The organism is Streptomyces sp. NPDC104226 (genome assembly GCF_055584085.1).
Genome location: NZ_JBVJMS010000002.1, coordinates 303,283 through 325,705, shown reverse-complemented (window position 1 = coordinate 325,705; position 22,423 = coordinate 303,283). Strand labels below are relative to the sequence as shown.

21 protein-coding genes are annotated in these 22,423 nt (G+C 72.0%); 11 read left to right on the top strand and 10 right to left on the bottom strand.

Going from position 1 to position 22,423, the window contains the following annotated elements; all coding sequences use genetic code 11:
* Positions 1-15: 15 nt before the first annotated feature.
* On the top strand, positions 16-3,420 hold the full coding sequence (locus ACZ60J_RS06820; protein ID WP_469679375.1) for an endo-alpha-N-acetylgalactosaminidase family protein: 3,405 nt from the start codon (positions 16-18) through the stop codon (positions 3,418-3,420).
* Between the two features lie 77 nt (positions 3,421-3,497).
* On the opposite strand, the gene ACZ60J_RS06815 is transcribed toward ACZ60J_RS06820, so the two are convergent.
* Positions 3,498-6,410, bottom strand: a complete 2,913-nt coding sequence (locus ACZ60J_RS06815) for a collagenase (protein WP_469679374.1) — start codon at positions 6,408-6,410, stop codon at positions 3,498-3,500.
* A gap of 316 nt (positions 6,411-6,726) precedes the next feature.
* Between ACZ60J_RS06815 and ACZ60J_RS06810 the strand changes: the two genes are divergently transcribed.
* A complete protein-coding gene (locus tag ACZ60J_RS06810; RefSeq protein ID WP_469679373.1) occupies positions 6,727-7,956 on the top strand; it encodes a serine hydrolase domain-containing protein in 1,230 nt (409 codons plus the stop codon).
* A gap of 54 nt (positions 7,957-8,010) precedes the next feature.
* Positions 8,011-8,922, top strand: coding sequence for an alpha/beta hydrolase family protein (locus tag ACZ60J_RS06805; protein ID WP_469679372.1), 912 nt, complete (start codon positions 8,011-8,013; stop codon positions 8,920-8,922).
* Positions 8,923-8,974: 52 nt separating this feature from the next.
* Here the strand turns inward: ACZ60J_RS06805 and ACZ60J_RS06800 are convergent, their stop codons facing one another.
* On the bottom strand, positions 8,975-9,628 hold the full coding sequence (locus ACZ60J_RS06800) for a TOPRIM nucleotidyl transferase/hydrolase domain-containing protein (RefSeq protein WP_469679371.1): 654 nt from the start codon (positions 9,626-9,628) through the stop codon (positions 8,975-8,977).
* A 181-nt stretch (positions 9,629-9,809) separates the two neighbouring features.
* Here ACZ60J_RS06800 and ACZ60J_RS06795 point away from each other — a divergent pair, with 181 nt between their 5' ends.
* The 3 genes from ACZ60J_RS06795 to ACZ60J_RS06785 are packed head-to-tail and all read left to right on the top strand — an operon-like array spanning position 9,810 to position 13,290.
* Positions 9,810-11,486: an NAD(P)/FAD-dependent oxidoreductase gene (locus tag ACZ60J_RS06795; protein ID WP_469679370.1), complete on the top strand. Its 1,677-nt coding sequence runs from the start codon at positions 9,810-9,812 to the stop codon at positions 11,484-11,486.
* Positions 11,483-12,940 carry an ATP-binding protein gene (locus tag ACZ60J_RS06790; RefSeq protein ID WP_469679369.1) on the top strand — a complete coding sequence of 486 codons (1,458 nt, stop codon included), beginning with the start codon at positions 11,483-11,485 and terminating at the stop codon, positions 12,938-12,940. Before ACZ60J_RS06795 ends, ACZ60J_RS06790 begins: the two co-directional genes overlap by 4 nt.
* Positions 12,937-13,290 carry a UBP-type zinc finger domain-containing protein gene (locus ACZ60J_RS06785; RefSeq protein WP_469679368.1) on the top strand — a complete coding sequence of 118 codons (354 nt, stop codon included), beginning with the start codon at positions 12,937-12,939 and terminating at the stop codon, positions 13,288-13,290. The genes ACZ60J_RS06790 and ACZ60J_RS06785 overlap by 4 nt, the downstream gene beginning before the upstream one ends.
* Before the next feature lie 39 nt (positions 13,291-13,329).
* Here ACZ60J_RS06785 and cynS read toward each other — a convergent pair whose 3' ends face one another.
* The gene (gene cynS / locus ACZ60J_RS06780) at positions 13,330-13,800 is read right to left on the bottom strand and encodes a cyanase (protein ID WP_469679367.1); all 471 of its coding nucleotides are present in this window, start codon (positions 13,798-13,800) and stop codon (positions 13,330-13,332) included.
* Between the two features lie 132 nt (positions 13,801-13,932).
* Positions 13,933-14,532, bottom strand: a complete 600-nt coding sequence (locus ACZ60J_RS06775) for a carbonic anhydrase (RefSeq protein WP_469679366.1) — start codon at positions 14,530-14,532, stop codon at positions 13,933-13,935.
* A gap of 122 nt (positions 14,533-14,654) precedes the next feature.
* Between ACZ60J_RS06775 and cynR the strand changes: the two genes are divergently transcribed.
* Entirely contained in the window at positions 14,655-15,572 is a 918-nt protein-coding gene (gene cynR / locus ACZ60J_RS06770) for a transcriptional regulator CynR (RefSeq protein ID WP_469679365.1), read from the top strand.
* On the opposite strand, the gene ACZ60J_RS06765 is transcribed toward cynR, so the two are convergent.
* Positions 15,557-16,501: a helix-turn-helix domain-containing protein gene (locus ACZ60J_RS06765; protein ID WP_469679364.1), complete on the bottom strand. Its 945-nt coding sequence runs from the start codon at positions 16,499-16,501 to the stop codon at positions 15,557-15,559. The genes cynR and ACZ60J_RS06765 overlap by 16 nt on opposite strands.
* Before the next feature lie 408 nt (positions 16,502-16,909).
* On the opposite strand from ACZ60J_RS06765, the gene ACZ60J_RS06760 reads away from it, so the two are divergent.
* Positions 16,910-17,728: an alpha/beta fold hydrolase gene (locus ACZ60J_RS06760; protein WP_469679363.1), complete on the top strand. Its 819-nt coding sequence runs from the start codon at positions 16,910-16,912 to the stop codon at positions 17,726-17,728.
* Between the two features lie 47 nt (positions 17,729-17,775).
* Positions 17,776-18,204 carry a VOC family protein gene (locus ACZ60J_RS06755; RefSeq protein ID WP_469679362.1) on the top strand — a complete coding sequence of 143 codons (429 nt, stop codon included), beginning with the start codon at positions 17,776-17,778 and terminating at the stop codon, positions 18,202-18,204.
* Positions 18,205-18,218: 14 nt separating this feature from the next.
* Here the strand turns inward: ACZ60J_RS06755 and ACZ60J_RS06750 are convergent, their stop codons facing one another.
* On the bottom strand, positions 18,219-18,632 hold the full coding sequence (locus ACZ60J_RS06750) for a TraR/DksA family transcriptional regulator (RefSeq protein ID WP_469679361.1): 414 nt from the start codon (positions 18,630-18,632) through the stop codon (positions 18,219-18,221).
* 91 nt (positions 18,633-18,723) lie between these two features.
* Complete coding sequence (locus tag ACZ60J_RS06745) at positions 18,724-19,089, bottom strand: hypothetical protein (RefSeq protein ID WP_469679360.1); 366 nt, start codon at positions 19,087-19,089, stop codon at positions 18,724-18,726.
* Positions 19,090-19,297: 208 nt separating this feature from the next.
* Between ACZ60J_RS06745 and ACZ60J_RS06740 the strand changes: the two genes are divergently transcribed.
* Together ACZ60J_RS06740 and ACZ60J_RS06735 are read left to right on the top strand one after the other, a co-directional pair.
* The gene (locus ACZ60J_RS06740; protein ID WP_469679359.1) at positions 19,298-19,498 is read left to right on the top strand and encodes a hypothetical protein; all 201 of its coding nucleotides are present in this window, start codon (positions 19,298-19,300) and stop codon (positions 19,496-19,498) included.
* Positions 19,499-19,503: 5 nt separating this feature from the next.
* Positions 19,504-19,932 (top strand): hypothetical protein, encoded by a 429-nt coding sequence (locus ACZ60J_RS06735; RefSeq protein WP_469679358.1) that lies wholly within the window; start codon positions 19,504-19,506, stop codon positions 19,930-19,932.
* A gap of 14 nt (positions 19,933-19,946) precedes the next feature.
* On the opposite strand, the gene ACZ60J_RS06730 is transcribed toward ACZ60J_RS06735, so the two are convergent.
* The 3 genes from ACZ60J_RS06730 to ACZ60J_RS06720 all read right to left on the bottom strand — a co-directional run bounded on the left by ACZ60J_RS06730 (position 19,947) and on the right by ACZ60J_RS06720 (position 22,414).
* Complete coding sequence (locus ACZ60J_RS06730) at positions 19,947-20,459, bottom strand: hypothetical protein (RefSeq protein ID WP_469679357.1); 513 nt, start codon at positions 20,457-20,459, stop codon at positions 19,947-19,949.
* A gap of 69 nt (positions 20,460-20,528) precedes the next feature.
* Complete coding sequence (locus ACZ60J_RS06725; protein ID WP_469679356.1) at positions 20,529-21,026, bottom strand: hypothetical protein; 498 nt, start codon at positions 21,024-21,026, stop codon at positions 20,529-20,531.
* 44 nt (positions 21,027-21,070) lie between these two features.
* A complete protein-coding gene (locus ACZ60J_RS06720) occupies positions 21,071-22,414 on the bottom strand; it encodes a hypothetical protein (protein ID WP_469679355.1) in 1,344 nt (447 codons plus the stop codon).
* Between the last annotated feature and the right edge of the window lie 9 nt (positions 22,415-22,423).

Genomic DNA, 22,423 nt, shown 5'->3' with positions numbered 1-22,423 from the left:
CCACCAGGGAGCCCCATGAGACCGCTCCGCCCCACATCCCTCCTCTGCGCCGCGGTCCTGGGCCTCGGCGCCGCGCTGGCGGCCGGTACCGCGCCGGCCACCGCCACCGCGGCCGGGACCGTCACCATCGCCTCACCCGCCCTCGCGGTCCAGGTCGACACCGCCTTCCCCCGCGTCGTCCAGTACACCGACCAGGCCACCGGCGCGGTCCTCTACGGCAACGAGGACACCCTCACCCAGGTGAGCCTCAACGGCTCCGCGCAGACCCCGACCGTGACCAGCAGCGTCGCCGCCGACCACGTCGACTACACGATGGCCTTCGCCAACGGGGACACGGTCAAGGCCACCCTGTCCGTCAGCGGCAGCGCCCTCACCTTCGCCGTCACCTCGATCGCCGACGGCCCCGTCCCCGTCACCTCGCTGTCGATCCCGCAGCACAACCTGGTCTCGGTGCGCAGCGTCCAGCCCGGAGCCGCCGTCGAAACCACCCGGATGAACACCAACACCACCGGCACCGGAGACACCTTCACCGCGCTCACCTCCGGCACGACCGCGGACGCCACCCCGCAGGGGGCCATGTACGCGATCCTCAACACCGGTTCCCTCGCCGCCTCGATCGCCACGAACTCGTACTACGACAGCCCGTCCGGCCAGAACGCCGCGGACAGCGGCCGGATCCAGAAGCAGACGGTGGCCAAGTCCGGCTACCGGCGGGCCGGCCTGTGGAGTGGCGACTGGCTGCACCGGGCCGCCGGCGCACCGGGCACCGAACCGCTGCCGTATGCCAAGGTGGTGGTGAGCGGCGACCGCAACGCCGACTCCACCGTGGACTGGCAGGACGGCGCCATCGCCTTCCGCTCGATCATGAACAGCCCCCAGGGCTGGCAGGACACCTCCCGCCGCGTGGTGCAGCGCATCCCGTACAACTTCGCCTCCCAGGCCACGCACCCCTTCCTCCAGACCCTGGACGAGACCAAGCGCGTGGCCCGGGCCACGGACGGCCTGGGCCAGTTTGTCCTGCTCAAGGGGTACGGTTCCGAGGGCCACGACTCGGCCCACCCCGACTACGGACTGGTCGGCACCCGGCAGGGCGGCGCCGCCGACCTGAACACCCTCGTCGCGGCGGGCGCCGGCTACAACGCCGACATCGGCGTGCACATCAACGACACCGAGGCCTACCCGGTCGCCCGCACCTTCGACCCGACGCTGCTCAACAACGGCGGGGCCGACAAGGGCTGGGACTACCTCGACCAGTCCTACCACCTGAACTACCGGCTGGACGGCACCAGCGGCAAGCGCCTGGCCCGCCTCCAGGAACTCAAGGCGGTCGCCCCGGACCTGAAGTTCCTCTACGTGGACACCTGGTACGGCGACGGCTACACCTCCCAGGCCCTGGCCCGCGAGATCAACGGCCTCGGCTACCAGCTCACCACCGAGTTCCCCGACAAGTTCGAGGACCAGTCCCTCTGGTCGCACTGGGCCAACGACCTCAACTACGGCGGCAGCAACTACAAGGGAGTCAACTCCCAGGTGGTGCGCTTCATCCGCAACCACGAGCGCGACGACTGGATCGCGGGGGACCCGCTGCTCGGCGGCGGCACCCTGACCGCCTACGAGGGCTGGCAGGGCACCAAGGACTTCGCCGCGTTCCTCACCAGCACCTTCACCACCAACCTGCCCACCAAGTACCTCCAGGGCTTCACCATCCGCAAGTGGGCGGCGAACCGCATCGACTTCGACGGCGGAGTCAGCGCCACCCTGAGCGGAAGCACCCGGACCATCAGCAAGGACGGCCACCCCGTCCTGATCGGCGACAGCTACCTGCTGCCCTGGAACCAGAGCGGAGAATCGAAGCTCTACCACTGGAGCGGAGCGGGCGGCACCTCCACCTGGAACGTGCCCGCCTCCTGGGCCCAGAACGGCACGGCCAAGCTGTACAAGCTCACCGACCAGGGCCGGGTCCCGGTCTCGGACCTTCTCGTGACCGGCGGCAGGATCACCGTCACCGCCACCGCGAAGACCCCGTACGTGGTCTACCCGTCCGCGGCCCCCGCGCAGGCGGACGCCGGATTCGGCGAGGGCGGCCCGGTCCGGGACCCCGGCTTCACCTCCGGCGACCTGTCGAAGTGGACGGTCAGCGGGTCCGCGTCCGTCACCCGCAACGCGCTGGGCCAGTCACAGCTGACCGTCGGCCAGGGCGCCACCTCCGTCTCGCAGCAGCTCACGGGCCTGATGCCGGGCACCTACGCGGCGAGCGTGTACGTCTCCACCGCCACCGGACGCAGGGCCACGCTGGCCGTGACCCCGGCGGGCGGCACCGAGCAGAGCGCCTACGCCACGAGCTCCCCGTACCGGAACAACGTCGGGGCGGACGAGAAGAACGGCAGCACCATGCAGCGGATGCGGGTGCTGTTCGACGTCCCGGCGGGACAGTCCACCGCCACGCTGGCCCTGCGCGCCGACGGCGCGGCGGGAACGGCCGTCTTCGACGACGTACGGGTGGTGCGGACGGCCCGCAGCCCGCAGGGCGGCCACACCTTCGCGGAGGACTTCGAGAACGTCGACTCCGGCTGGTACCCCTTCGTCGTCGGTCCGGCGGGCGGCGCTGCGGCCGACCCGCGCACGCACATCGCCCAGCTCAACGCCCCGTATACGCAGGCCGGCTGGAACGGCAAGCTGATCGACGACGTGCTCTCCGGCGGGAACTCCCTCAAATCCCACGAGGAACGGCCGGGCTTGCTCTACCAGACCATCCCGCAGACCCTGCGCTTCGAGCCCGGCCACCAGTACCGGGTCACCTTCAGGTACCAGCAGTCCGTGGCCGGGGACTACGCCTTCACCCTGGGCGCCGGCACGGCCCAGGTCACCTCCGACACCTTGCCGCAGGCCCGGACCACGAACACCTTCACCAAGACCTTCACGGCCGGGGTGGACGCCTGGATCGGCATGCGCAAGCTCACGGCGGAGACCTCCAACGCCGACCGGGACCTGGTCGTCGACGACCTGACCGTGGACGACCTCGGCGCCACGACCTCGCCCAACCTGGCGCTGAACAAGCCGACCACGGCCTCCTCGGTCCAGTCGGCCGACTACCCGGCGACGGCCGCCACCGACGGCAGCGCCACCAGCCGCTGGTCCTCGGCCTTCGCCGACCCGCAGTGGATCCAGGTCGACCTGGGATCCGTGAAGAGCGTGAACCGGGTGGTCCTCACCTGGGAGGTCGCCTACGGCCGCGCCTACAAGGTCCAGTTGTCGGACGACGGGACCACCTGGAGGGACGTGTACTCCACCACCACGAGCGACGGCGGTACGGACGAACTGACCGGGCTGAACGGCAGCGGACGCCATCTCCGGGTGACCGGCACCCAGCGGGCCACCGGCTACGGGTACTCGCTGTGGGAGGTCGAGGCCTACTCCTGACCGGCGTGCACGCGGAACCGGCCCCCACCCCGCAACGAGGGGTGGGGGCCGGCTCGGTGTGCCGTGCGGGGCCGGGATCAGTAGCGGCTGGAGACGGTGGCTCCGGCGAAGGCCTTGGCGGCGTGCAGGCTGATGTAGACGTAGCCGGCCGGGGGGTTGTTGATGGTGAGGGTTTCGGTGTTGCCGGCCTTGACGGAGCGGGCCGTGTAGTTGCTGGTGGTGGCCCAGGAGTCGGGGCTGTAGTAGAGGTCGGCGTTGCCCGTTCCGCCCGAGACGGAGATCTTGAGCGAGGCCGTGCCCGCCGGGACGTTCACGTAGAAGTGGCGGTAGTCGCCCGCGGCGGCGGACACGCCGGAGCGCAGGCAGTTCTCGCCGAGCACCCGGGTGTCGGCGGCGACGCACTCGACCGGCGCCGGCAGGAGCCGGGCCGAGACGGTGGCTCCGGCGAAGGCCTTGGCGGCGTGCAGGCTGATGTAGACGTAGCCGGCCGGGGGGTTGTCGATGGTGAGGGTTTCGGTGTTGCCGGCCTTGACGGAGCGGGCCGTGTAGTTGGCGGTGGTGGCCCAGGACGTGGGGCTGTAGTAGAGGTTGGCGTTGCCGGTGCCGCCCGAGACGGAGATCTTGAGCACGGACGTGCCCGCCGGGACGTTCAGGTAGAAGTAGCGGTAGTCGCCCGCGGCGGCCGAGACACCGGAGCGCAGGCAGTTGTCGCCCAGCACCCGGACGTCGGCGTCGGTGCACTCGGCGGGTCCGGCGGATCCCACGGTGACGGTCTTGCTGGTGGTGGCGGTGGCGCCCTTGTCGTCCGTGACGGTGAGGGTCACGGTGAAGGTGCCGGCCGCGGCGTAGGTCCTGGCCGGGTTGGCGGCGGTGGAACCGGCTCCGCCGTCACCGAAGTTCCAGGAGCGGGAGGCGATGGTGCCGTCCGCGTCGGTGGAGGTGTCGGTGAAGTTGACGGTGAGGGCGTTCACCGCGGAGGTGAACCCGGCCACCGGGGCCTGGTTGACCGGCGGGGTGGTGGTGCCGCCGCAGTCTCCCGCCGCGCACTTGACCAGCCAGGCGGCGAAGTCGGCGTCGTAGCGGGTCCCGATGGTGGAGGTGAGCAGGGTGCGGGCGGCCGCCCAGTTGCCGGTGCGGTAGTGGCCGAGGAGCGCGGCGACGTCCTGCGGGTGCGACTGGATCAGGTAGCGCACCGCCAGGTAGCCCCACTGGTACACGCGGGTGGAGTCCGAGTTGTCGTAGGTGGTGTCGAACAGCGTGCTGAGCTTGTAGGTGTTCTTGCCCGCCTCGGTGACGGCGCGGTCGTAGGTGACGCCCCGGTACGAGTAGGAGATGTACTCGGCGAAGCCCTCGACCCACATCACGGTGGGGGTGGTCATACCGGCGTCGAAGTCGCCGTACATGTTGAAACGGCCGTCGAGGTAGTGGGTGTACTCGTGGTTGAGGTTCCAGATCTGGAACTCCGGCCGGACCCACTCCGCCTCGTAGGCGATGAAGCGCGGCTGGTTCCCGGTGGCCGAGGGGTCGCCCTCCAGGTACATGCCGCCGTTGTCGGTGCTGATCCCGAAGATGACACCGGCGTAGGTCTGGTAGTCGGCGCTGGAGTCGAAGGCCACCACCTCGAGCGCGGTGTTCTTGTCGTTGGCGACCGGGCCGCCGTCCTTGGCCACGTTGTGGAAGAAGGCGTCCTGGTTGGCCAGGCTGGTGCAGCTCGCACCGAGTTCGGCAGTGGTCATCTGCTGCGCGACGATCCGCAGGCTGGGGCTGCACGTGTGGTTGACCGTCAGGACGGCGGCACGCACCCGGGCCGCCAGGTCGCAGGTCCCGTAGGAGGAGCAGTTGGCCGCGTCGTACGAGGTGGTCATCTCGGCGAGCGGCACCCAGAGGGAGGCGGTCCGGCCCGTGATGGAGGTGCGGTCGAGCAGCTGCTTGACGAGCGGCCGCACGGTCGCCTGGAGCGCCGAGTGCTGGAGGAACCGGCCCAGTTCCCGGGCGGCGTTGGCCGTCAGGTAGCTCTTGTCCGTGCCCAGCAGGTCGTCGTGGGCGACGGCGAAGTCGCGCAGCACGGTGAGGATGCTCGGGTCGGCCTGGACCGCGGGCAGGAACTCGGCGGTCTGGTGGCCGCGGAACAGCACGGTGTAGGCGTTGTTGACCGCCGCGACCATCGACCAGGAGCTGTCGTACGAGGAGTTGTAGCCGGTCAGCAGGCGCTTGACCACGGAGAGGTAGCGCGCGTTCTCCTGGGAGCTGTCGATCAGGATGACGGCCTCGGACAGGGTCGCACCGTTGGCCTCGGTGACGTCGGCCGCGCGCGGGGAGGCGAAGAAGGTGTCCAGGGCGCCCTGGATGGAGCTCTTCAGGGCCGGGCCGTAGGAGCCGACGGTGGACTCGTTGTACCACTGCACGAAGTACCCGGCGCGCAGGAAGAGCACGAGCTGGCCGGCCGAGGTGCTGTTGTCGCCGGGGTAGGTGGCGGCGGAGGCGCGCAGCGCGTCGGCGACCGAGACCATCTGGGCCTCGCGGAAGGCGGCCTTCGCGTCGTTGCCCTTGAGCTGGAACAGGGAGTTGACGCAGTTCAGGTCGGAGGACTTGATCTGCTGGACGAGCGCGGCGCCGGTCTTCGAGGTGAAGTCCGCGACGTTGCAGGCCGCGGCCAGGGCCTCGGCCGCGGCAGCCGCGCTCGGCGTCGACTTCGCCTTCGCGGCCTGCTGTTCGGTGCGCGCCGGCTCCTTGGCGGCCCGGAGCGGGGCGCGCTCGGACAGGCTCGTGTCCGGGCGCGAGGCGTGTTCGGCCCGGAGGGCCGCGATGGCGGCGGCTTCGGTCGACGGCTGCGGGGCGGCGCCCGTCTTGAAGACCGGAGCGGGGGTGGCGGGCTTCGGTTCGCCGGCGAAGGCCTGGCCGGCGGGGGCGAGCAGCGTCAGGCCCAGACAGCAGGCCAGAGCGGCTATCAGGGGCCGGGCACGGCCCTTCGTGGTGGGGGAACTTCGCATGAGGGGTGGGCCTCCGAGCCGGTCTGCGGCCGCGCTGGCGACGCGGCGAATGTGGAATGCGGACCGTGATGTCGACAGGAGTTGGTCGCGATGTCAGCTCTGTCGTGTACACGGCCATGCAGTGTGCGATGTAACATGGCACACATCACATGGCTCTGGAAGTCCCCGGGCGACAGTTCACGGCATCTGAATGACCGTCAGGTGGCTGTGCGGCGGAAGACCTGTCCGGTTCGGCCGGGGTCGTCCCGGATTCCCGCCGGAGGGAGCACAGGAGGCAGCACATGCGCGCCCTGCCGGCCCCGCCCATACTGGGGGCGTGAGGCGTACGCGTACGGTCTTGCTGTGCGTCGCCGGTCTGATGGGCGCAGCCCTACCGGCGGGAACGGCCGCGGGCCTGGAGCCGGCCGCCGTGGGCTCCGGGGCGGCCGTGGCCCCCGGAGCATGCGTGAAGTCTCCCGGCCCCGCCCAGGGCGACGCGCTGAAGGTCCTCACCATCGCGCAGCAGGCCCAGAAGGAGTTCGGGCTGAACGCGGTGGTCCTGCGGGTATCCGGCGCGGACGGCGAGGTGCTGACGACGGCCCTCGGGGAGTCGATGACGGGCGTCCCGGCCGATCCGTCGATGCGGTTCCGTACGGGGTCCGTGGCCATCGTCTACATGGGCGCCGTCCTGCTCCAGCTCGTCGAGGAGGGCAAGGCCTCGCTCGACGACCCCGTGTCCCGCTGGCTGCCGGACGTACCGCACGGATCGGAGATCACCCTGCGCATGCTGGGCAGTTCCACGTCCGGCCTGCACGACTACGTCACCGACCCGGCCTTCCTGGCCGAGTTGGAGGCCAAACCCTTCCGCGCGTGGACGGCGGCCGAGGTCATCGGCATCGCCACCGACAAGCCGCTCCTCTACGAGCCGGGCACCAACTGGAGCTACTCGCACGCCAACTTCGCCCTCCTCGGCGAGGCGCTGGAGAAGATCAGCGGCCTCCCGCTGGACCAGCTGCTGAAGGAGCGCGTGTACGGACCGCTCGCGCTGAGCGCGACCAGCAACCAGTACACCCCGCAGATCCCCGAACCGGTCCTGCACGCCTTCACCTCCGAGCGCGGTACCTACGAGGAGTCCACCTTCTGGAACCCCTCCTGGACCACGGCGCCCGGTGCGGTCCTCGTGCAGAACATCTGCGACCTGGACCGGTCCGCGCGAGGCATCGGGACCGGAGAGCTGCTGTCCGCGAAGTCCTTCAAGACCCAGCTCGACCCGGGCACCATCGGCCTCGGCCACCCGACGGCCTCCTGCCCGGACACCGTCTGCCTCCTGACCAACACGGCGGCCCACCACTTCGGACTGGGCGTGATCGTCGTCGACGACTGGATCCTGACGAACCCGTCCTTCTCCGGCTACGCCGCCATCCAGGCCTACTTGCCGTCGGAGAAGCTCGCCATCTCCGTCTCCGTGACCCAGGGCCCCAAGAGCCCCGCGGGCAACTCGGCCCAGACCATAGCCGAACGCATCTCCGCCGCACTCGCGCCCGGACACGAGCTCAAGATGCGCTGATCTGAGGGGGATTGGAAGGCGGCAGCGCACGGACCGCGTCGCTACGATGCCGCCATGATCCTCTCCGCGCCAGAGCCGCCAGAGCCGCTGATACGCGTCCTGCACGACGAGTCCCGTCCCGACCTGGCCGATCCGTCCCGACCGCGGCCGGTCCGCCTGTACGTGTGGGAGCCGACTCCCTCGGGGGAGGCTGCGGCCTCGGAGGCCTCGGAGGATCCGGGCGACGCACCCGCCCCGCTCGTCGTCGTCTCGCACGGCACCGGAGGTTCGGGCAGCGAGATGGAGTGGCTGGTGGGCCCCCTGCACGCGGCGGGGTTCCGAGTGGTGGCCCTCGACCACCACGGCAACAACTTCGTCGACGGCTACGAGCCGGAGGGCTTCCTCCACATCTGGCAACGGCCCCGGGACGTCTCCTTCGCCCTCGACGTGCTCGCCCGGGAACAGCCCCTCGGCCCGGTGGGCGTGGCGGGCTTCTCCATCGGCGGCTACACGGCCGCGGCACTGGCCGGGGCCCGCGTCGACACGGGGATCCTCTGGGCCGTCCTCACGGGCGAGGTGCCGCTGCCGGAGATCCCCGAGTTCCCCGGGGTGCTGGAGGCCCTGCGCGCGAAGTACCCGCAGGAGGAGGCTGCGCGGCGCACGCTGGACGGCGCGGGCGGTGACCTCTCCGATCCCCGGGTACGGGCGGTCTTCCAGATGGCTCCGGGAGTCGGCTCCCTGGTGACCCGGGAGAGCCTGGAAGCCGTACGGGTACCGTTCGCCGTCCGCTGGGGCGGAGCCGACACGATCACCCCGTACGAGTCCGACACGCGGCCGTACCTGGAGTACGTCCCCACCGCGAGCGGCCGCTCGATCGGCCCGGACGTCCGGCACGACGACTTCTTCGCCCCGGAGCCCGCCGACCCGACCGCCCGGGTCCGGGCCGGCGAGGATGCCGCCGCTTTCTTCCTGGAACAGCTGGGCTGACCCGGTCAGGCGCCGCCCGCGGGCGGCGCCTGACCCCGGAATCGCCACCGGATCACAGGCTCGCGAACAGGCCGTCGAGCGGCGCCGGTACGCGGCCGGGGTCGAGGGCCTCGACGAGGACGCGGCCGTAGCGGATCTTGCGGCCCTTCTTCGTACCGAGGAAGCGCCGCACCTGCTGCTGCGCCGGGCGCCCCTGCTGTGCGGGCTGGCGCAGGAAGGTCTGCAGGGCGCGGTCGTCCCCCTCCTCCCGGACGAGCTCGTGCACCCGGGCCACGCCCAGCGCGCGGATGAGCTCGTCCTCCAGATCCGCCGCGCAGACGAAGAAGCCCTGCGGCGGCGCACCGGCCCGCTCCCAGCCGCGCTCGTAGAAGCCGCGCTCCGCCTCGTCGCACAGGCCGGTGAGGCGCAGGCCCAGGCCCCGCGGCCCGAGGAAGCGGGCGAAGCGCGCGACGCTCATCGCACCGCCCATCGGCAGGACGCAGACCCCCTCCGCGGCCAGGTTCCGGCCTCGTCGCACGGCCAGCGCGTCGACCGCCTCGGCGTCGCTCGCGCCTTCGAGCAGCACCACGGTCCGTACGGGCAGCCGCGCGGCGAGCTCGCGCGCGGCGTCCGCCGCCTCCGCGGCGTGCCCGACGTCACCGAGCCCACCGGCGTCACCGGCCGCCCACGCGGTCACCGCATCCCCGAACGCCACCATGTCAGCCATGGGGCGAGTCTGATCCACTTCCCGGCGCCGCGGTACGGAATTTCCGCCGGTGAGGGCTCCCGGCCGCCCGGCCCGCCCCCGTCCGCGCGGACCGGGACGATCGACCCTAGGATGGACGGGAACCGGGTGCGGGCGGCTCGCCGCGACGCCGCCAGTCCAGGCCGCTCGGGGTGGGAGAGCCATGACAGAGGCCGCCGACACGGCGAGGATCGTCATCCTGACCGTGGACGACGATCCGGGAGTGTCCCGGGCCGTCGCCCGCGACCTGCGGAGACGGTACGGCTCCGGCTACCGGATCGTGCGCGCAGAGTCCGGCGAGTCCGCACTGGAGGCGCTGCGCGAGCTGAAGCTCCGCGGCGACCTGGTGGCCGTGATCCTCGCCGACTACCGCATGCCGCAGATGAACGGCATCGAGTTCCTCGAAGAGGCCCTCGCCGTGTACCCGGGCGCGCGCCGCGTCCTGCTGACCGCCTACGCCGACACCAACGCGGCCATCGACGCGATCAACGTCGTCGACCTCGACCACTACCTCCTCAAACCGTGGGACCCGCCCGAGGAGAAGCTCTACCCGGTCGTCGACGACCTCCTCACCGCCTGGCGCACCGGCGACCACCGGCCCGTGCCCGCCACCAAAGTGGTCGGACACCGCTGGTCGGCCCCCTCGTCGTCCGTGCGGGAGTTCCTGGCCCGCAACCAGGTCCCGTACCGCTGGTACTCCTGCGAGGAACCGGAGGGGCAGCGGCTGCTCCGGGCGGCCGGGGCCGACGGACAGCGGCTGCCCGTGGTGATCACCCCCGGCGGCACCGTGCTGGTCGAACCGGCGGCACCCGACCTGGCCGCCCACGTGGGGCTCGCGACCACACCGACCGCCGAGTTCTACGACCTCGTCGTGATCGGCGGAGGCCCGGCCGGACTCGGCTCCGCGCTGTACGGGGCCTCCGAGGGGCTGCGCACCGTACTGGTCGAGCGACAGGCGACCGGCGGTCAGGCCGGACAGAGCTCCCGCATCGAGAACTACCTCGGCTTCCCCGACGGAGTGTCGGGCGCCCAGCTCACGGACCGGGCCCGCCGCCAGGCCGGCCGGTTCGGCGCCGAGATCCTCACCGCACGCGAGGTCACCGGACTGGAGGTCAACGGCGCGGCGCGCGTCGTCCGCTTCTCCGACGGCTCGGCGATCGGCGCGCGGAGCATCATCCTGGCCACCGGGGTCACCTACCGGCAGCTCGGGGCGCCGGGATGCGACGGACTCACCGGCCGCGGCGTGTACTACGGCTCCTCGCTCACCGAGGCCTCCTCCTGCCTGGAGCAGGACGTGTACGTGGTCGGCGGCGCCAACTCCGCCGGACAGGCCGCCATGTTCCTCGCCCGAAGCGCGAAATCGGTGACGATCCTGGTGCGCGGGGAGTCCCTGGCCGCGTCCATGTCGTACTACCTGATCCAGCAGATCGAAGAGATGCCGAACATCACGGTGCGCACCCGCACCACCGTCGAGTCGGCGCACGGCGAAGGCCACCTGGAGCAGCTCACGCTGCGCGACGTGGACACCGGCGCGACCGAACTCGTCGACACCCAGTGGATGTTCGTCTTCATCGGCGCGGCCCCGCTCACCGACTGGCTGGGCGGTACGGTGCTGCGCGACGACCACGGCTTCATCCTGGCCGGGCCGGACCTCACCCCGGACGGGCGGCCCCCGGCCGAGTGGGAGCTGGACCGGCCGCCCTACCACCTGGAGACCAGCGTGCCCGGCGTGTTCGTGGCGGGCGACGCGCGCGCCCGGTCGGCGAAGCGGGTCGCGTCCGCCGTCGGAGAAGGAGCCATGGCCGTGATGCTCGTCCACCGGTACCTGGAGGAATCGTGAGCGGGCGGGCGATGCCGTGCTCCCCCGAGGAGATCGGCTCGCTCTTCCTGTTCGAGAAGCTCACCCCGGAGCAGCTCGGCCGGCTGTGCGCCGAGGGCCGCATCGAGCGGTTCGACACCGGCCCCGTCTACGCCGAGGGCGCCACCGCCACCTGCTTCTACGTGATGATCGAGGGCACCGTCGTGCTGTCCCGCCGGGTCGGCGGCGACGAGGTCGAAGTCGGCCGGACCTCCCAGCGCGGGGTGTACGCGGGGGCCATGCAGGCCTACCTGGGCGACCGGGTCCCGCAGACGTACAACAACTCGATGCGGGTGACCGAGCCGACACGGTTCTTCGTCCTGCCCGCACAGTCCTTCGCGGACGTCATGCAGGAATGGTTCCCCATGGCCGCGCACCTGCTGGAGGGGCTCTTCTTCGGCGCCCGCAGCACCCAGCAGGCCATCGGCCAGCGCGAACGGCTCCTCGCCCTCGGCTCCCTGTCCGCGGGGCTCACCCACGAACTCAACAACCCGGCCGCGGCAGCCGTCCGGGCCACCGCCACCCTGCGCGAACGCGTCGGCAAGATGCGGCACAAGCTGGCCCACATCTCCCAGGGCAACTACCCCCGGGAGGCCATCGCCGAGCTCATCGAGATCCAGGAACGCACCGTCGAACGGGTGGCGAAGGCACCGGCGTTGAGCCCCCTGGAAGCCTCCGACCGGGAGGACGAGATCGCCGACTGGCTGGAGGACCACGGCTTCGCCGAGGGCTGGCGCATCGCACCGGTCTTCGTCCAGGCCGGCCTGGACACGGACTGGCTGGAGCAGGTCGCGGCGCGCGTGGCCGAGGATCTGCTGCCGTCGGCCCTCGGCTGGCTCAACTACACGGTGGAGACCGAGTTGTTGATGGACGAGATCGACGACTCCACCACCCGCATCTCCCACCTCGTGGACGCCGCCAAGCAGTACTCGCAGCTCGACCGCGCCCCGCACCGGGTGGTCGACGTCCACGAACTCCTCGACAGCACCCTGCTGATGCTCTCCGGCAAGATCGGCCCCCGGATCCGGGTGGTCAAGGAGTACGACCGCGCCGTGCCGGACGTACCGGCCTACCCCGCGGAACTCAACCAGGTGTGGACCAACCTCATCGACAACGCCGTCTTCGCCATCGGGAGCACGGGCCGCGAGGGCACCCTGACGGTCCGCACGGCACGCGAGGGCGAACGGCTGCTCGTGGAGTTCCGCGACACGGGGCCCGGCATTCCGTCCGAGATCCGCAGCCGAATCTTCGACCCCTTCTTCACCACCAAACCCGTCGGCGAGGGCACCGGTCTCGGCCTGGACATCTCCTGGCGGATCGTCGTCAACAAGCACCACGGAAGCCTTCAGGTCGAGTCCGTCCCGGGCGACACCCGCTTCCAGGTGCTGCTCCCGCTGACCGCACCCGATCCCGAGCCCTCCGAGGAGTCCGCATGACCGCCATCGACGGAGTCGACCCGAGCGTCCCGCCCAGCGGCAGCGGCTGCGTCGACTGCGATGCCGCGGGTGGCTGGTGGTTCCACCTGCGGCGCTGCGCCCAGTGCGGCCACGTCGGCTGCTGCGACTCCTCGCCCGCCCAGCACGCCACCGCCCACTGGAAGGCGACCGGCCATCCCCTGGTGCAGAGCTACGAACCGGGCGAGGACTGGTTCTGGGACTACGCGACGAACGAACTGTACGAGTCCGGCCCCGAGCTGGCCCCGCCGTCCGGCCACCCGTCCGACCAGCCGGCCCCGGGTCCGGCGGACCGGCTCCCCGAGGACTGGAGCCGACGGCTCCACCGCTGACCGGGCGGGCGGGGGCGGACGGGAGCGGGCGAGGACGGATCAGAAGGGCTTGGTCGGCAGGTACTTGCCGTCCAGGGTGATGACCGCGCGCTCGCCTCCGTCCGGGTCGGCGACCTTCTTCACGTCGAGCCTGAAGTTGATCGCGGAGACGATCCCGTCGCCGAGCTGCTCGTGGACCAGGGCCTTCAGCGTGGTGCCGTAGACCTGGAGCATCTCGTAGAAGCGGTAGATCGTCGGGTCGGTGGGGACGCCGCCGGGGACCGAGCCGCGGGTCGGGATGGTCTGCAGCAGCGCCGCGTCGTCGGCGTCCAGGCCCAGGAGGCCGGCCACGGCCTCGGCCGAGGCCCGGGGCAGCGGGTGCTGTCCGAGCACGGCGGCGGTGACGAAGGCGACCGACAGACCGGCGGCGTCCGCGATCCGCTGCCAGGTCAGGTCCTCGCGGATCTTGGCGTCCACGGCCTTGACGGCCAGGGCCTGACGGGCGGTGTTGTCGAACTGGGCGTGCACCATGAGGGGCTTCCTTTCGGTTGGGCCGCGCACCGCAGGGCAGGGGCGAGCGGCGGGTGGGGTGGGGGAACTGCATCGGGGGTGGGGTGGGACGGAGGTGGGAGCGCGGGTCCGGGATCCGCGGGGTGGCGGCGGTCAGCCCGTCGGGGAGGCCGCCCGGGAGGTGCCGAGTTCCTCGACGCCCCCGGCCCCGATGTCGTAGACCCAGCCGCGCAGGGTCACCGACCCCGAGGCCAGGGCGCGGGCCACCGAGGGATGGGTGGCCAGGTTCGCCACCTGTGCGAGCACGTTCTCCCGTACCAGGGCATCGACCGGCCGCCCGTCCTGCGCGGCGCCGGTACGGGCGAGCGAGGCGTCCGCGTGGCGCAGCCAGTCGGCGACCGCCGGGGCGCCGCTGAGGTCGTGCCGCTCGGCCAGGGCCGTCATGGCCCCGCAGGCGGAGTGCCCGCACACGACGATGTCGCTCACGCCCAGGACGGCCACGGCGTACTCGATGCTGGCCGCCACCCCGTCCGTGCCGGGGGCGTGGGCGGGCACGAGGTTGCCCGCGGTCCGGATGACGAACAGCTCACCCGGCTCGCTCTGGGTGATCAGCTCCGGCACCACACGGGCGTCGGAGCAGCTGATGAACAGGGTCCGCGGCCGGTGGGCCGTCGCCAGCCGGGCGAAGAGCTCCGCCTTGGCCGGGTAGACCTCCCGCCGGAACCGGGCGACGCCCTCGACGAGGTCGTGCATGGTGACTCCCTTCGCTGCCTGCCGACCCGTCGGGCCGACGGGATCCACCCTGCACGACCTGCATCTATAGTGTCCAAGACGTAGTAGGCATTCCTCCTATAGATGCGATCTATACTCACCGCATGGCCACCCTGGAACTCCGTCACCTGCGCTACCTGCTCGCCGTCGCCGAACACGCGAGCTTCACCCGCGCCGCGGAAGAGCTGCGGATCTCCCAGCCGACCCTGTCCCAGCAGGTCAAGCAGCTCGAAAGCGCCATCGGCGTCCAGCTCCTGGACCGCACCGGCCGCAGCGGCGTCCGCCTCACCGACGCCGGCGAGGCCTACGTCCTCCACGCCCGCCGGGCCCTGCGCGACCTCGCCGCCGCGGAACGCGCCGTCCACGACGTCGCCGACCTCTCCCGGGGCCACCTCCGGCTGGCCGTGACCCCGACCTTCACCGCCTACCTCGTCGGCCCCCTGGCGGCGGAGCTCCACGCCCGCCACCCCGGTATCACCCTGGACGTCCGGGACATGGCCCAGGACCGCATCGAAGCCGGCCTGCTCGCCGACGAACTCGACCTGGGAATCGCCTTCGACGGCCCGCACCTGCCAGGCATCACCTCGATCCCGCTGTACGCCGAGACCCTCAGTCTCGTCATCGCTGCCCCTGCCCCCGCCCCTGCCGCCGACCCGCGCCCACCCCTGTCCGTGACCGCTCTCGCTGACCGCCAACTAGCGCTGCTCAGCGGTGATTTCGCCACGCGTGGACACATCGACGCCTACCTGGCGGAGCACCGGGTACGGCCGCGCATCGCGGTGGAGGCCAATTCCGTCCAGACCCTCACCGAAATCGTCCGGCGCACCGGCCTCGCGACCGTCCTGCCCGACGCGGTCACGGAGGACCATCCCCGGCTGGCCCAGGTGGCCCTGGAACCGCCCCTGCCCACCCGCACCGTCGCCCTCATGCGACGGGAGAACGCCTACCGGAGCGCCGCCGCGGGCGCGTTCACCCGGCTCACCCGTGAGCACGTCCAGGCCCGCGGCTACACCCCGGCGTGAACCCCGCCGCCGTGCCCCGCACGGCGCACGGCCCCGGGAGTGGTCCCGTACCAGCGCTTCACGGCCCGGCGCAGGGCGCGGGCATCGGCGTAACCGCTCCGGACGGCGATCGAGTCCACGCTCAGGTCGGTGTCGTGGAGCAGCCGGGTGATGTGGTCCCGCCGTACGGTCTCGACCTCCGCGCTCCACGTCGTCCCGTGATCCTCCAGGCGGCGCTGGAGGGTCCGCGCGCTGAGGGTCATGCGCTGCGCCACCGAGGACAGGGTCGGCGCACCCGCGTCGTGCGCGGACGCGAGGGCGGTACGGAACAGGTCCAGCCAGTCGTGCAGGGGGATCGCGCTCGCTAGGCTCTGCTCGGCGTGCCGCCGGAGGACGGCCGACAGCCCGGGCTGGGCGTGCGGCGTCGGGGAGTTCAGGTCGGAGGTACGGAAGGTGATCGAGCTGGTCGGGGCCTCGAACTCGATCTTCCGGGTGCCGTAGAGCTCGATCAGGCCCTCGTGCCGCGGCGGTGCCGGGGTGGAGAGGGACACGTGCAGCGGGACGAGCCGCCGCCCCGCGGCCTCGCCGAGCCGGCGCCGGTACAGACCGAGGGCGTAGCCGCGGATCCCGCAGGCCGCCTCGTGGGCGATGTCGGCCCGATTGACGTGGCCGATGGTGACGCGCTCGCCGTCCTCGGTGATCTGCATGCCGTCCGTCAAAGGGTCGGCGACGGTGGCGAAGTAGGCGGCGGCGTCCCGGATCCCCTCGAGCGGAGTGGGCGCGGAGGTGATCAGGTAGTCCCATACCCCCAGGGTGCCGATGCCCGACTCCCGGGCCAGCAGCACGGACATGTCGGTCCAGGGGGCGTGGACCGTCGTGAGCTCCGCGATCCGGATGGCCGTCGCCGAGGGGGTGCGGCACAGGTCGTCGTTGAGGTGCTGGGGCGCCATGCCCGGCAAGTGGGCGTATCCGTGCGGACCTATGCCGACCAGCCGCGCGACGCCGACGCTCAGACGGGCGAGTGCGGAGGAGGTTGTCCCCTGATGTGCGTGCGAGACCACAGCGGCAGAGCATAGTCCAGCCCGAAGTGCCAGGTCATCGTGGGGGTTAGGCGCCAACTGCCCCCAAAACGGCGCGCAGGGACCCTTGGTGGCGCGGCCGGTCCCCTTGCTGGCGCGTGCAGCCCTGCGAGAACCGAACTGCCCGGCCGTAGCGTGGCGTTCGTTGCCGCACGGCACGGACGGTGCGATGCCCTCCCACGGGGGTGGAGGGCTCGCGATCCGGCCGTGCCGGGTAGGCTGTGGAGCTCCGTGGGCGCGGGACGGCAGGACAGCACGACCACATGCTGGGGGATTCTCATGTTCACGGTTGTCTCGTCCGACGGTACGACCATCGCCGCCGAGCGCCACGGCACCACGGGACCGGTGCTCGTCCTCGTCGGGGGCACGTTGATGACCCGGGTTCGGCACGCACCGCTCGCCGCCCTCCTGGCAAGCGAGTTCAGCGTCGTCAACTACGACCGGCGGGGCCGGGGCGACAGCGGCGACCACCCCGTCTACGAGGTGCAGCGCGAGATCGACGACCTCGACGCGCTGATCGAGAGCGTCGGCGGGCCGGTGCTGCTCTTCGGCATGTCCTCCGGAGCCGTCCTGGCCCTGGAGGCCGTGGCCCGGGGCAGCTCCGTCTCGGCCCTGGCCCTGTACGAGCCGCCGTTCATCGTCGACGGCACCCGCCCGCCGCTGCCGGCCGACTACGTGGACCGCGTGGAAGGGGCCCTGGCGCGGGGGAGCGCCACCGAGGCGCTCACCCACTTCCTGACCACGGGCCTTGCCATGCCCGACGAGGACATCGCCAGAATGCGGAACACCCCGGTGTGGGCGGCGTGGGAGGCCACCGCCCGAACCCTGCCCTACGACGGCCGGCTGATGGCCGGCACCATGTCCGGCCTGCCGCTGCCCACCGACCGGTGGTCCTCGGTGAGCGTGCCCGTCCTGGTCGGCCACGGCGGCGCGGGCGAGGCGTACATGGCCCATGCGGCGAAGGAACTCGCCTCCCACGGCGACAACTACACCCTGCACACGTTCCCCGGCCAGACCCACGCCGTGGACCCGCAGGCCCTGGCCCCCGTCCTGACCGCCTTCTTCACCGGCCGGACCCTGGAGGGCCGGCCCTGTTAGGTGCGCGCGTTGCGCGTACGGGCGGAAGCTCAGGGTAAGCGCGGTTCATGACCGTACTGAAGACGGGCGTTCTCGTCATGGACAGCGCCGAACCCGAGTCCCTGGCCCGGTTCTACGCCGAGCTGCTCGGAGCCGTGGTGGGCCCGGCACCAGGTGACGGGGAGCTGTTCCTCGTCACGGGCGGCTCCGGTGTGGTCCTCGGGGTCCGCCGCGATCCGAACCACGCGCCGCCGAGCTGGCCGGCGCCGGAAGACTCCCAGCAGGCCCATCTGCGGATCCTGGTGGCGGCGGACTCCTTCGACGAAGCCGAGCGGGAGGCCGTGGCCCTCGGGGCACGCCCGCTGTCGGCCGAGGAGGACGGCACCAGACTGGACAACCGTACGACGCTGCGCCGGTTCAGCGACCCTGACGGACACGCGTTCCTCCTCGCGGCAGTCCGCGAGGAACCCGTGGCGCACCGTGCTGCCGACGGGTGACCAGTAGAGGACCGTCAGCCGGGGTGTAGGGGACGGCGAGGGCCGGACTGGGCACAGGGCACACACGTGGTCGCGGCCGGCCGGATCTCCAGGCGCTCGGGCGGAATCGTCGCGCCGCACCCCTCGCACTGCCCGTACTCGCCCGCGTCGAGTCTTTCGAGCGCCCGGTCCAGTTCCTCCACATGGTCGTGCGCCTGGGCCATCAGGGAGGCCACGTGGGCACGCTCGAAGGCCGTGCTGGCCCCTTCGGGATCGTGCTCGTCGTCCACCGCGACCAGGGCGTTCGCCGCGACGATCCCGTCGAAGTCGCGCCCCAGTGCGGCCACCCGGTCGAGCGTGGCGTCGCGGTCAGCCGCGAGACGTGCGCGGGCAGCCGCCACGTCGGGCGGTTCGAGCTCCTCATGGCCGTACCGGGGTGCGTCGCTCATGCGTGGGTCAACGCCGGGCCGTGGCTCCCCGATTCCCGAACGACCGGGCTGCCCACGGCCCCGCGCAACCCCGGCAGGGCCACGGTGCGGCTCAAGCCGCCGGTGCCACCGGGGGCGAGGCAGCCGAGAGCGCGGCGGCGGCCATGATCCGCGGGGGCTGGACGGCCAGCCCCTCTGCCCCCGCCTGCGTCTCCAGCACCCGGCGGGCTTCGGCGGTCGCCGGCAGCACGGCCAACGGCACGCGTGCGGAGCGGCACATGCGGTGGGTCCGTACGACCGTGCTCACCGCGGCGGTACTCAGCGGCGCGTCCGAGAGTTCCAGCATGACGGGTGCGGAACGGTGGGCGGCGAGGCATCCGTCGATCGCCCAGGCGGCTGCGGCCCGGTCGGCGATCTCCAGGTCGGCACGGAGCCGGATGATCAGAACACCGTTCTCGGTCACGTTGAAGGGCAGCACGGACACTCCTCGTCCTCACGAACGCTTCGGCAGGTCACCGTGCGGATGCCCGGGTATGGGACCGGCATGCGCGACCTTCACGGTCGGGATCACCAGATGGCCGAGTGCAGGGGCTTCGTTTCGCGGACCGTCAGCCGGCCGGGTCGAGCGACTGAGGGCGACAGGACGGGGTAGCCGCCGAGGGACCGCACCACCGAAGGAGGACGAGATGACGGCCCACGAGAACTCCCGGCGCCATCCGCGCACCACCCCGTCCGAGGCCGAGGGCGAGGCCGGCGACCGGGAGGCCCGCCGACAGGCCGACGAAGCCGTCGTACGGCGCCCCGACGAGGGCGACGGCGAAGCGGGTGGGGGCGGCCCCGAGACGAAGCGGCAGCGCCCGGGCGTCGCCCGCAACGAGGCGGAGTGATCGCGGTGCGCACCACAGCGGCACGGGTGATGGGCGTGGCCACCCTCGGGTACGGAGTGGCCGTCGCCTGCCGACCCAGGGTGCTGGCCCGCCCCTGTGGACTGGCAGAGCACGGCTCCTCCGCACTGCTGATCCGAGCCCTCGGCGTTCGGGACGCCGTCATCGGCGCGGCCATGGTCGCGATCCCGGCGGGCGGCGCACTGCGCACGGCCGTACTGTCACGGATCGCCATCGACGCCGGGGACGCACTGCTCTTCGGCACGTTCCTGCCCCACCGCGCCGAGCGGGCGAAAGCGGCCTCGGCCGCGCTGGTCTGGGCGGCCCTCTGCGGCTGGACCCTGACCAGCAGCGGTCGGCCGACGGCGCCGCTGGTGGAGGACGCGGCCCACGTCGCCGTACGGGCCGCCCAATCGGCCACGCGCGCCGAACTCTGACGCGCTGTTCCGGGTCAGAGCTTCCCGAAGACGACCCCGCGCCAGCTCCACCCCGCGGCGAGCACCGCCTCGCGCAGCGGGTCCTTCAGGTCGGAGTTGTCGAAGCGGAACACTTCGGTGGCCTCGAGGGCGCCGTCGTCCCCCCGCTCGACCTTCCGGCGCCAGGACACGGTGGTCACCTGCCCGCGTGCGGCGTCGGCCGACAGGGCGAGCCGGGGCGTGCCTCCCAGCCAGGTGACGTCGAACTGCCGGTCGACGCTGCGGACCTCGCGGGCGGCCTCGTCCAGGCGCAGCTGGATCTGGAGCACCCGGCTCACCTGGGTCCGGGCGAAGAAGGTGTGCCAGGCCGGCTCCCGGATCCGCCACTCCGCCACCAGGTCGACGCCCTCGGGGGCGCCCCCGCGCACGGCGTACGGGGCGTCCGCCGCGAAGAGTCCGAGCAGGGCCGCCCGCACCTCCTCGGCGGAACGCGGTGCGACGCCGCTGTCGGGGTGCCTGGTGCCGGTGAGTTTGTCGAAGAGACCCATCGCACCACCCTAGGGACATCCGGCCGTTCGAGACAAGATCGAACGGCCCGGACCGGCCCGGCCCGGATCCTACGATCCCGCTGCCGTGTCCGGTGCCACCGTACGCAGGAACTCCTGGAAGTCGCCCAGGACGTCGTCGTGCTGCTCCGCGGTGGCGGTCAGCACCATCCGGATCACCGCACGCTTGCGCGGGTCGTGGACGTCCAGCATGGACAGGTAGACCTGGGACTGGACGAGCTCGCGGCGGACGCCTCCCGCGACCGCCGAGAAGCTCACCCGCTGGGTCAGACCCGGCGCGCCGTCGGTGCCGATCTCTCGGCGGGCGGCCACCACCACGGACTCGCCGGCCTCGCGCAGCCGCTCCACCGAGGCGTCGGCGAGCTCGTCGAGGCTCGCCTCCTCCGGCGGGAACTCCCCGTCGATGGTGATGTTGGCCGTGAAACCGGAATCCGGCTGCGGATGCAGCGCGACGAAGGCCACGCCCGGAGCGCCGACCTCGTCCGGCGGGGCGGGCTGCCAGCCCTCCGGCAGTCGGAATTCGATCGGTACGGGCAGTGTCGTGGGCATCGCGCGCTTTCCTTCTTTCCTTCTGTACTCCCACGGAACGTGGGTCAGTCGAACCAGCTGCCGACAGTGTCCTTGACCGAGCCCGCGGCATCGCCCACCGCATGGGCGGCGTCCCCCACCGCGTCGGCCGCGTCACCGGCGGCATCGGCGATCTTCCCGGGGTCGACCGTGAACTCCGCTCCGACGGAACCGCCGAGGCCGAGGGCGACGCCCACCTTGCCGCCGACGTGGAACTTGCCGTCGTCGCCCTTGCCGAAGGTCACCTTCGCCTCGGCGCCCGCTCCGGCCCATCCCTCGGCCGTGGCGCCGGCCCCGATCCCGGCGACCTCGGCGCCTCCGGCGACGGACCCCTTCGCCCCGGCGAAGGCCTTCGCCCCGGCGTTCAGCCCCTCCAGGCCGACGCCGGCACTGGCCTGCGCCTCGGCTCCGGCGAACCCCTCGGCCCGGCCGTAGCCCTCCACGTACCCGTATCCCGCGCGCCCCTCGGCCAGGGCCCGGCCACCCGCGGAGACCTCGGCCTTGCCCGTGAGGCCCTTGTCCGTGATGCCGACGTTGGCGCTGGCCCGGGCCCCCGCGTAGGCGTCGGCGATGCCGGAGAGCCGCATCGAGCCGTTGCTGAGCGATCCCTGCGCCGTCGCGTGGCCGAGCTCGGCGTACGCCTGGGCCGAGCCCTCCTTGCCGTACTTGGGCCCGGCGACCTTGGTGCCCGCGTCGGGCCCGGTCGCCGACGCGGAGCCCTCGGCCTGCCAGCCGTCGGTCTTCGTACCCACCTCGGCGTCCTTGGACCGGGGGAGCGGCACCTTGGACAGATCGCCCTCGGGGTGGGCGTTGAACCCGCCGATGGTCTGGTCGGCCCCCTTGCCGAAGGCGTCCCGGTTGCCGTCGACGACGGCGGCCTCCAGAGCGGCCTTCACGTGCTGATCGGCCTCGGAGGCGGCCTTCACGCGGTCGTCGAGGTACTGCTGCCAGGAGGTGACCGCCGTACGGATGGAGGCTTCGCCGTCGGGGTCGTGGTGGTAGGCGCTGCGCTCGGCGGGGGTCAGCTTCGAGTAGTCGAAGGCGACGCGGCCCTGTTCCGACACGGTCATCCCGGCGGCGACCGCTTCGTCGCGCGCGCTGCGGAGCTTCGACTTGAGGTCGGTGAACACGGCGTGGGCGTCCAGCAGCAGGCTCGCGACGGCCTTGGCCTGGGTCTGCGCCGCGGCGTACTCGTAGCGGGTCCCCGCGAAACCCGACTGCGCGGCGCCCGCGCTGACGCCGGCCCAGGTCTGGCCGAGCGTGATCTTCTGGACGCTATCGCCGTAGCGGCCCTCGACCTTCTTCAACTCGCCCGCCATGGACTCCCACTTGGCCGCCGCAGCGGTCAGCAGGCCCAGGTCCGTGGTCATGACCTCGTG

Excerpts from the sequence above, each read along its gene's own strand:
- ACZ60J_RS06730 (WP_469679357.1), bottom strand. The coding sequence starts at position 20,459 with ATGGGTCTCTTCGACAAACTCACCGGCACCAGGCACCCCGACAGCGGC.
- ACZ60J_RS06760 (WP_469679363.1), top strand. The coding sequence starts at position 16,910 with ATGTTCACGGTTGTCTCGTCCGACGGTACGACCATCGCCGCCGAGCGC.
- ACZ60J_RS06720 (WP_469679355.1), bottom strand. The coding sequence starts at position 22,414 with ATGACCACGGACCTGGGCCTGCTGACCGCTGCGGCGGCCAAGTGGGAG.
- ACZ60J_RS06755 (WP_469679362.1), top strand. The coding sequence starts at position 17,776 with ATGACCGTACTGAAGACGGGCGTTCTCGTCATGGACAGCGCCGAACCC.
- ACZ60J_RS06820 (WP_469679375.1), top strand. The coding sequence starts at position 16 with ATGAGACCGCTCCGCCCCACATCCCTCCTCTGCGCCGCGGTCCTGGGC.
- ACZ60J_RS06775 (WP_469679366.1), bottom strand. The coding sequence starts at position 14,532 with ATGCACGACCTCGTCGAGGGCGTCGCCCGGTTCCGGCGGGAGGTCTAC.
- ACZ60J_RS06765 (WP_469679364.1), bottom strand. The coding sequence starts at position 16,501 with ATGGCGCCCCAGCACCTCAACGACGACCTGTGCCGCACCCCCTCGGCG.
- ACZ60J_RS06785 (WP_469679368.1), top strand. The coding sequence starts at position 12,937 with ATGACCGCCATCGACGGAGTCGACCCGAGCGTCCCGCCCAGCGGCAGC.
- ACZ60J_RS06800 (WP_469679371.1), bottom strand. The coding sequence starts at position 9,628 with ATGGCTGACATGGTGGCGTTCGGGGATGCGGTGACCGCGTGGGCGGCC.
- ACZ60J_RS06815 (WP_469679374.1), bottom strand. The coding sequence starts at position 6,410 with ATGCGAAGTTCCCCCACCACGAAGGGCCGTGCCCGGCCCCTGATAGCC.
- ACZ60J_RS06795 (WP_469679370.1), top strand. The coding sequence starts at position 9,810 with ATGACAGAGGCCGCCGACACGGCGAGGATCGTCATCCTGACCGTGGAC.
- ACZ60J_RS06725 (WP_469679356.1), bottom strand. The coding sequence starts at position 21,026 with ATGCCCACGACACTGCCCGTACCGATCGAATTCCGACTGCCGGAGGGC.
- ACZ60J_RS06740 (WP_469679359.1), top strand. The coding sequence starts at position 19,298 with ATGACGGCCCACGAGAACTCCCGGCGCCATCCGCGCACCACCCCGTCC.
- ACZ60J_RS06750 (WP_469679361.1), bottom strand. The coding sequence starts at position 18,632 with ATGAGCGACGCACCCCGGTACGGCCATGAGGAGCTCGAACCGCCCGAC.
- cynS (WP_469679367.1), bottom strand. The coding sequence starts at position 13,800 with ATGGTGCACGCCCAGTTCGACAACACCGCCCGTCAGGCCCTGGCCGTC.
- ACZ60J_RS06805 (WP_469679372.1), top strand. The coding sequence starts at position 8,011 with ATGATCCTCTCCGCGCCAGAGCCGCCAGAGCCGCTGATACGCGTCCTG.
- cynR (WP_469679365.1), top strand. The coding sequence starts at position 14,655 with ATGGCCACCCTGGAACTCCGTCACCTGCGCTACCTGCTCGCCGTCGCC.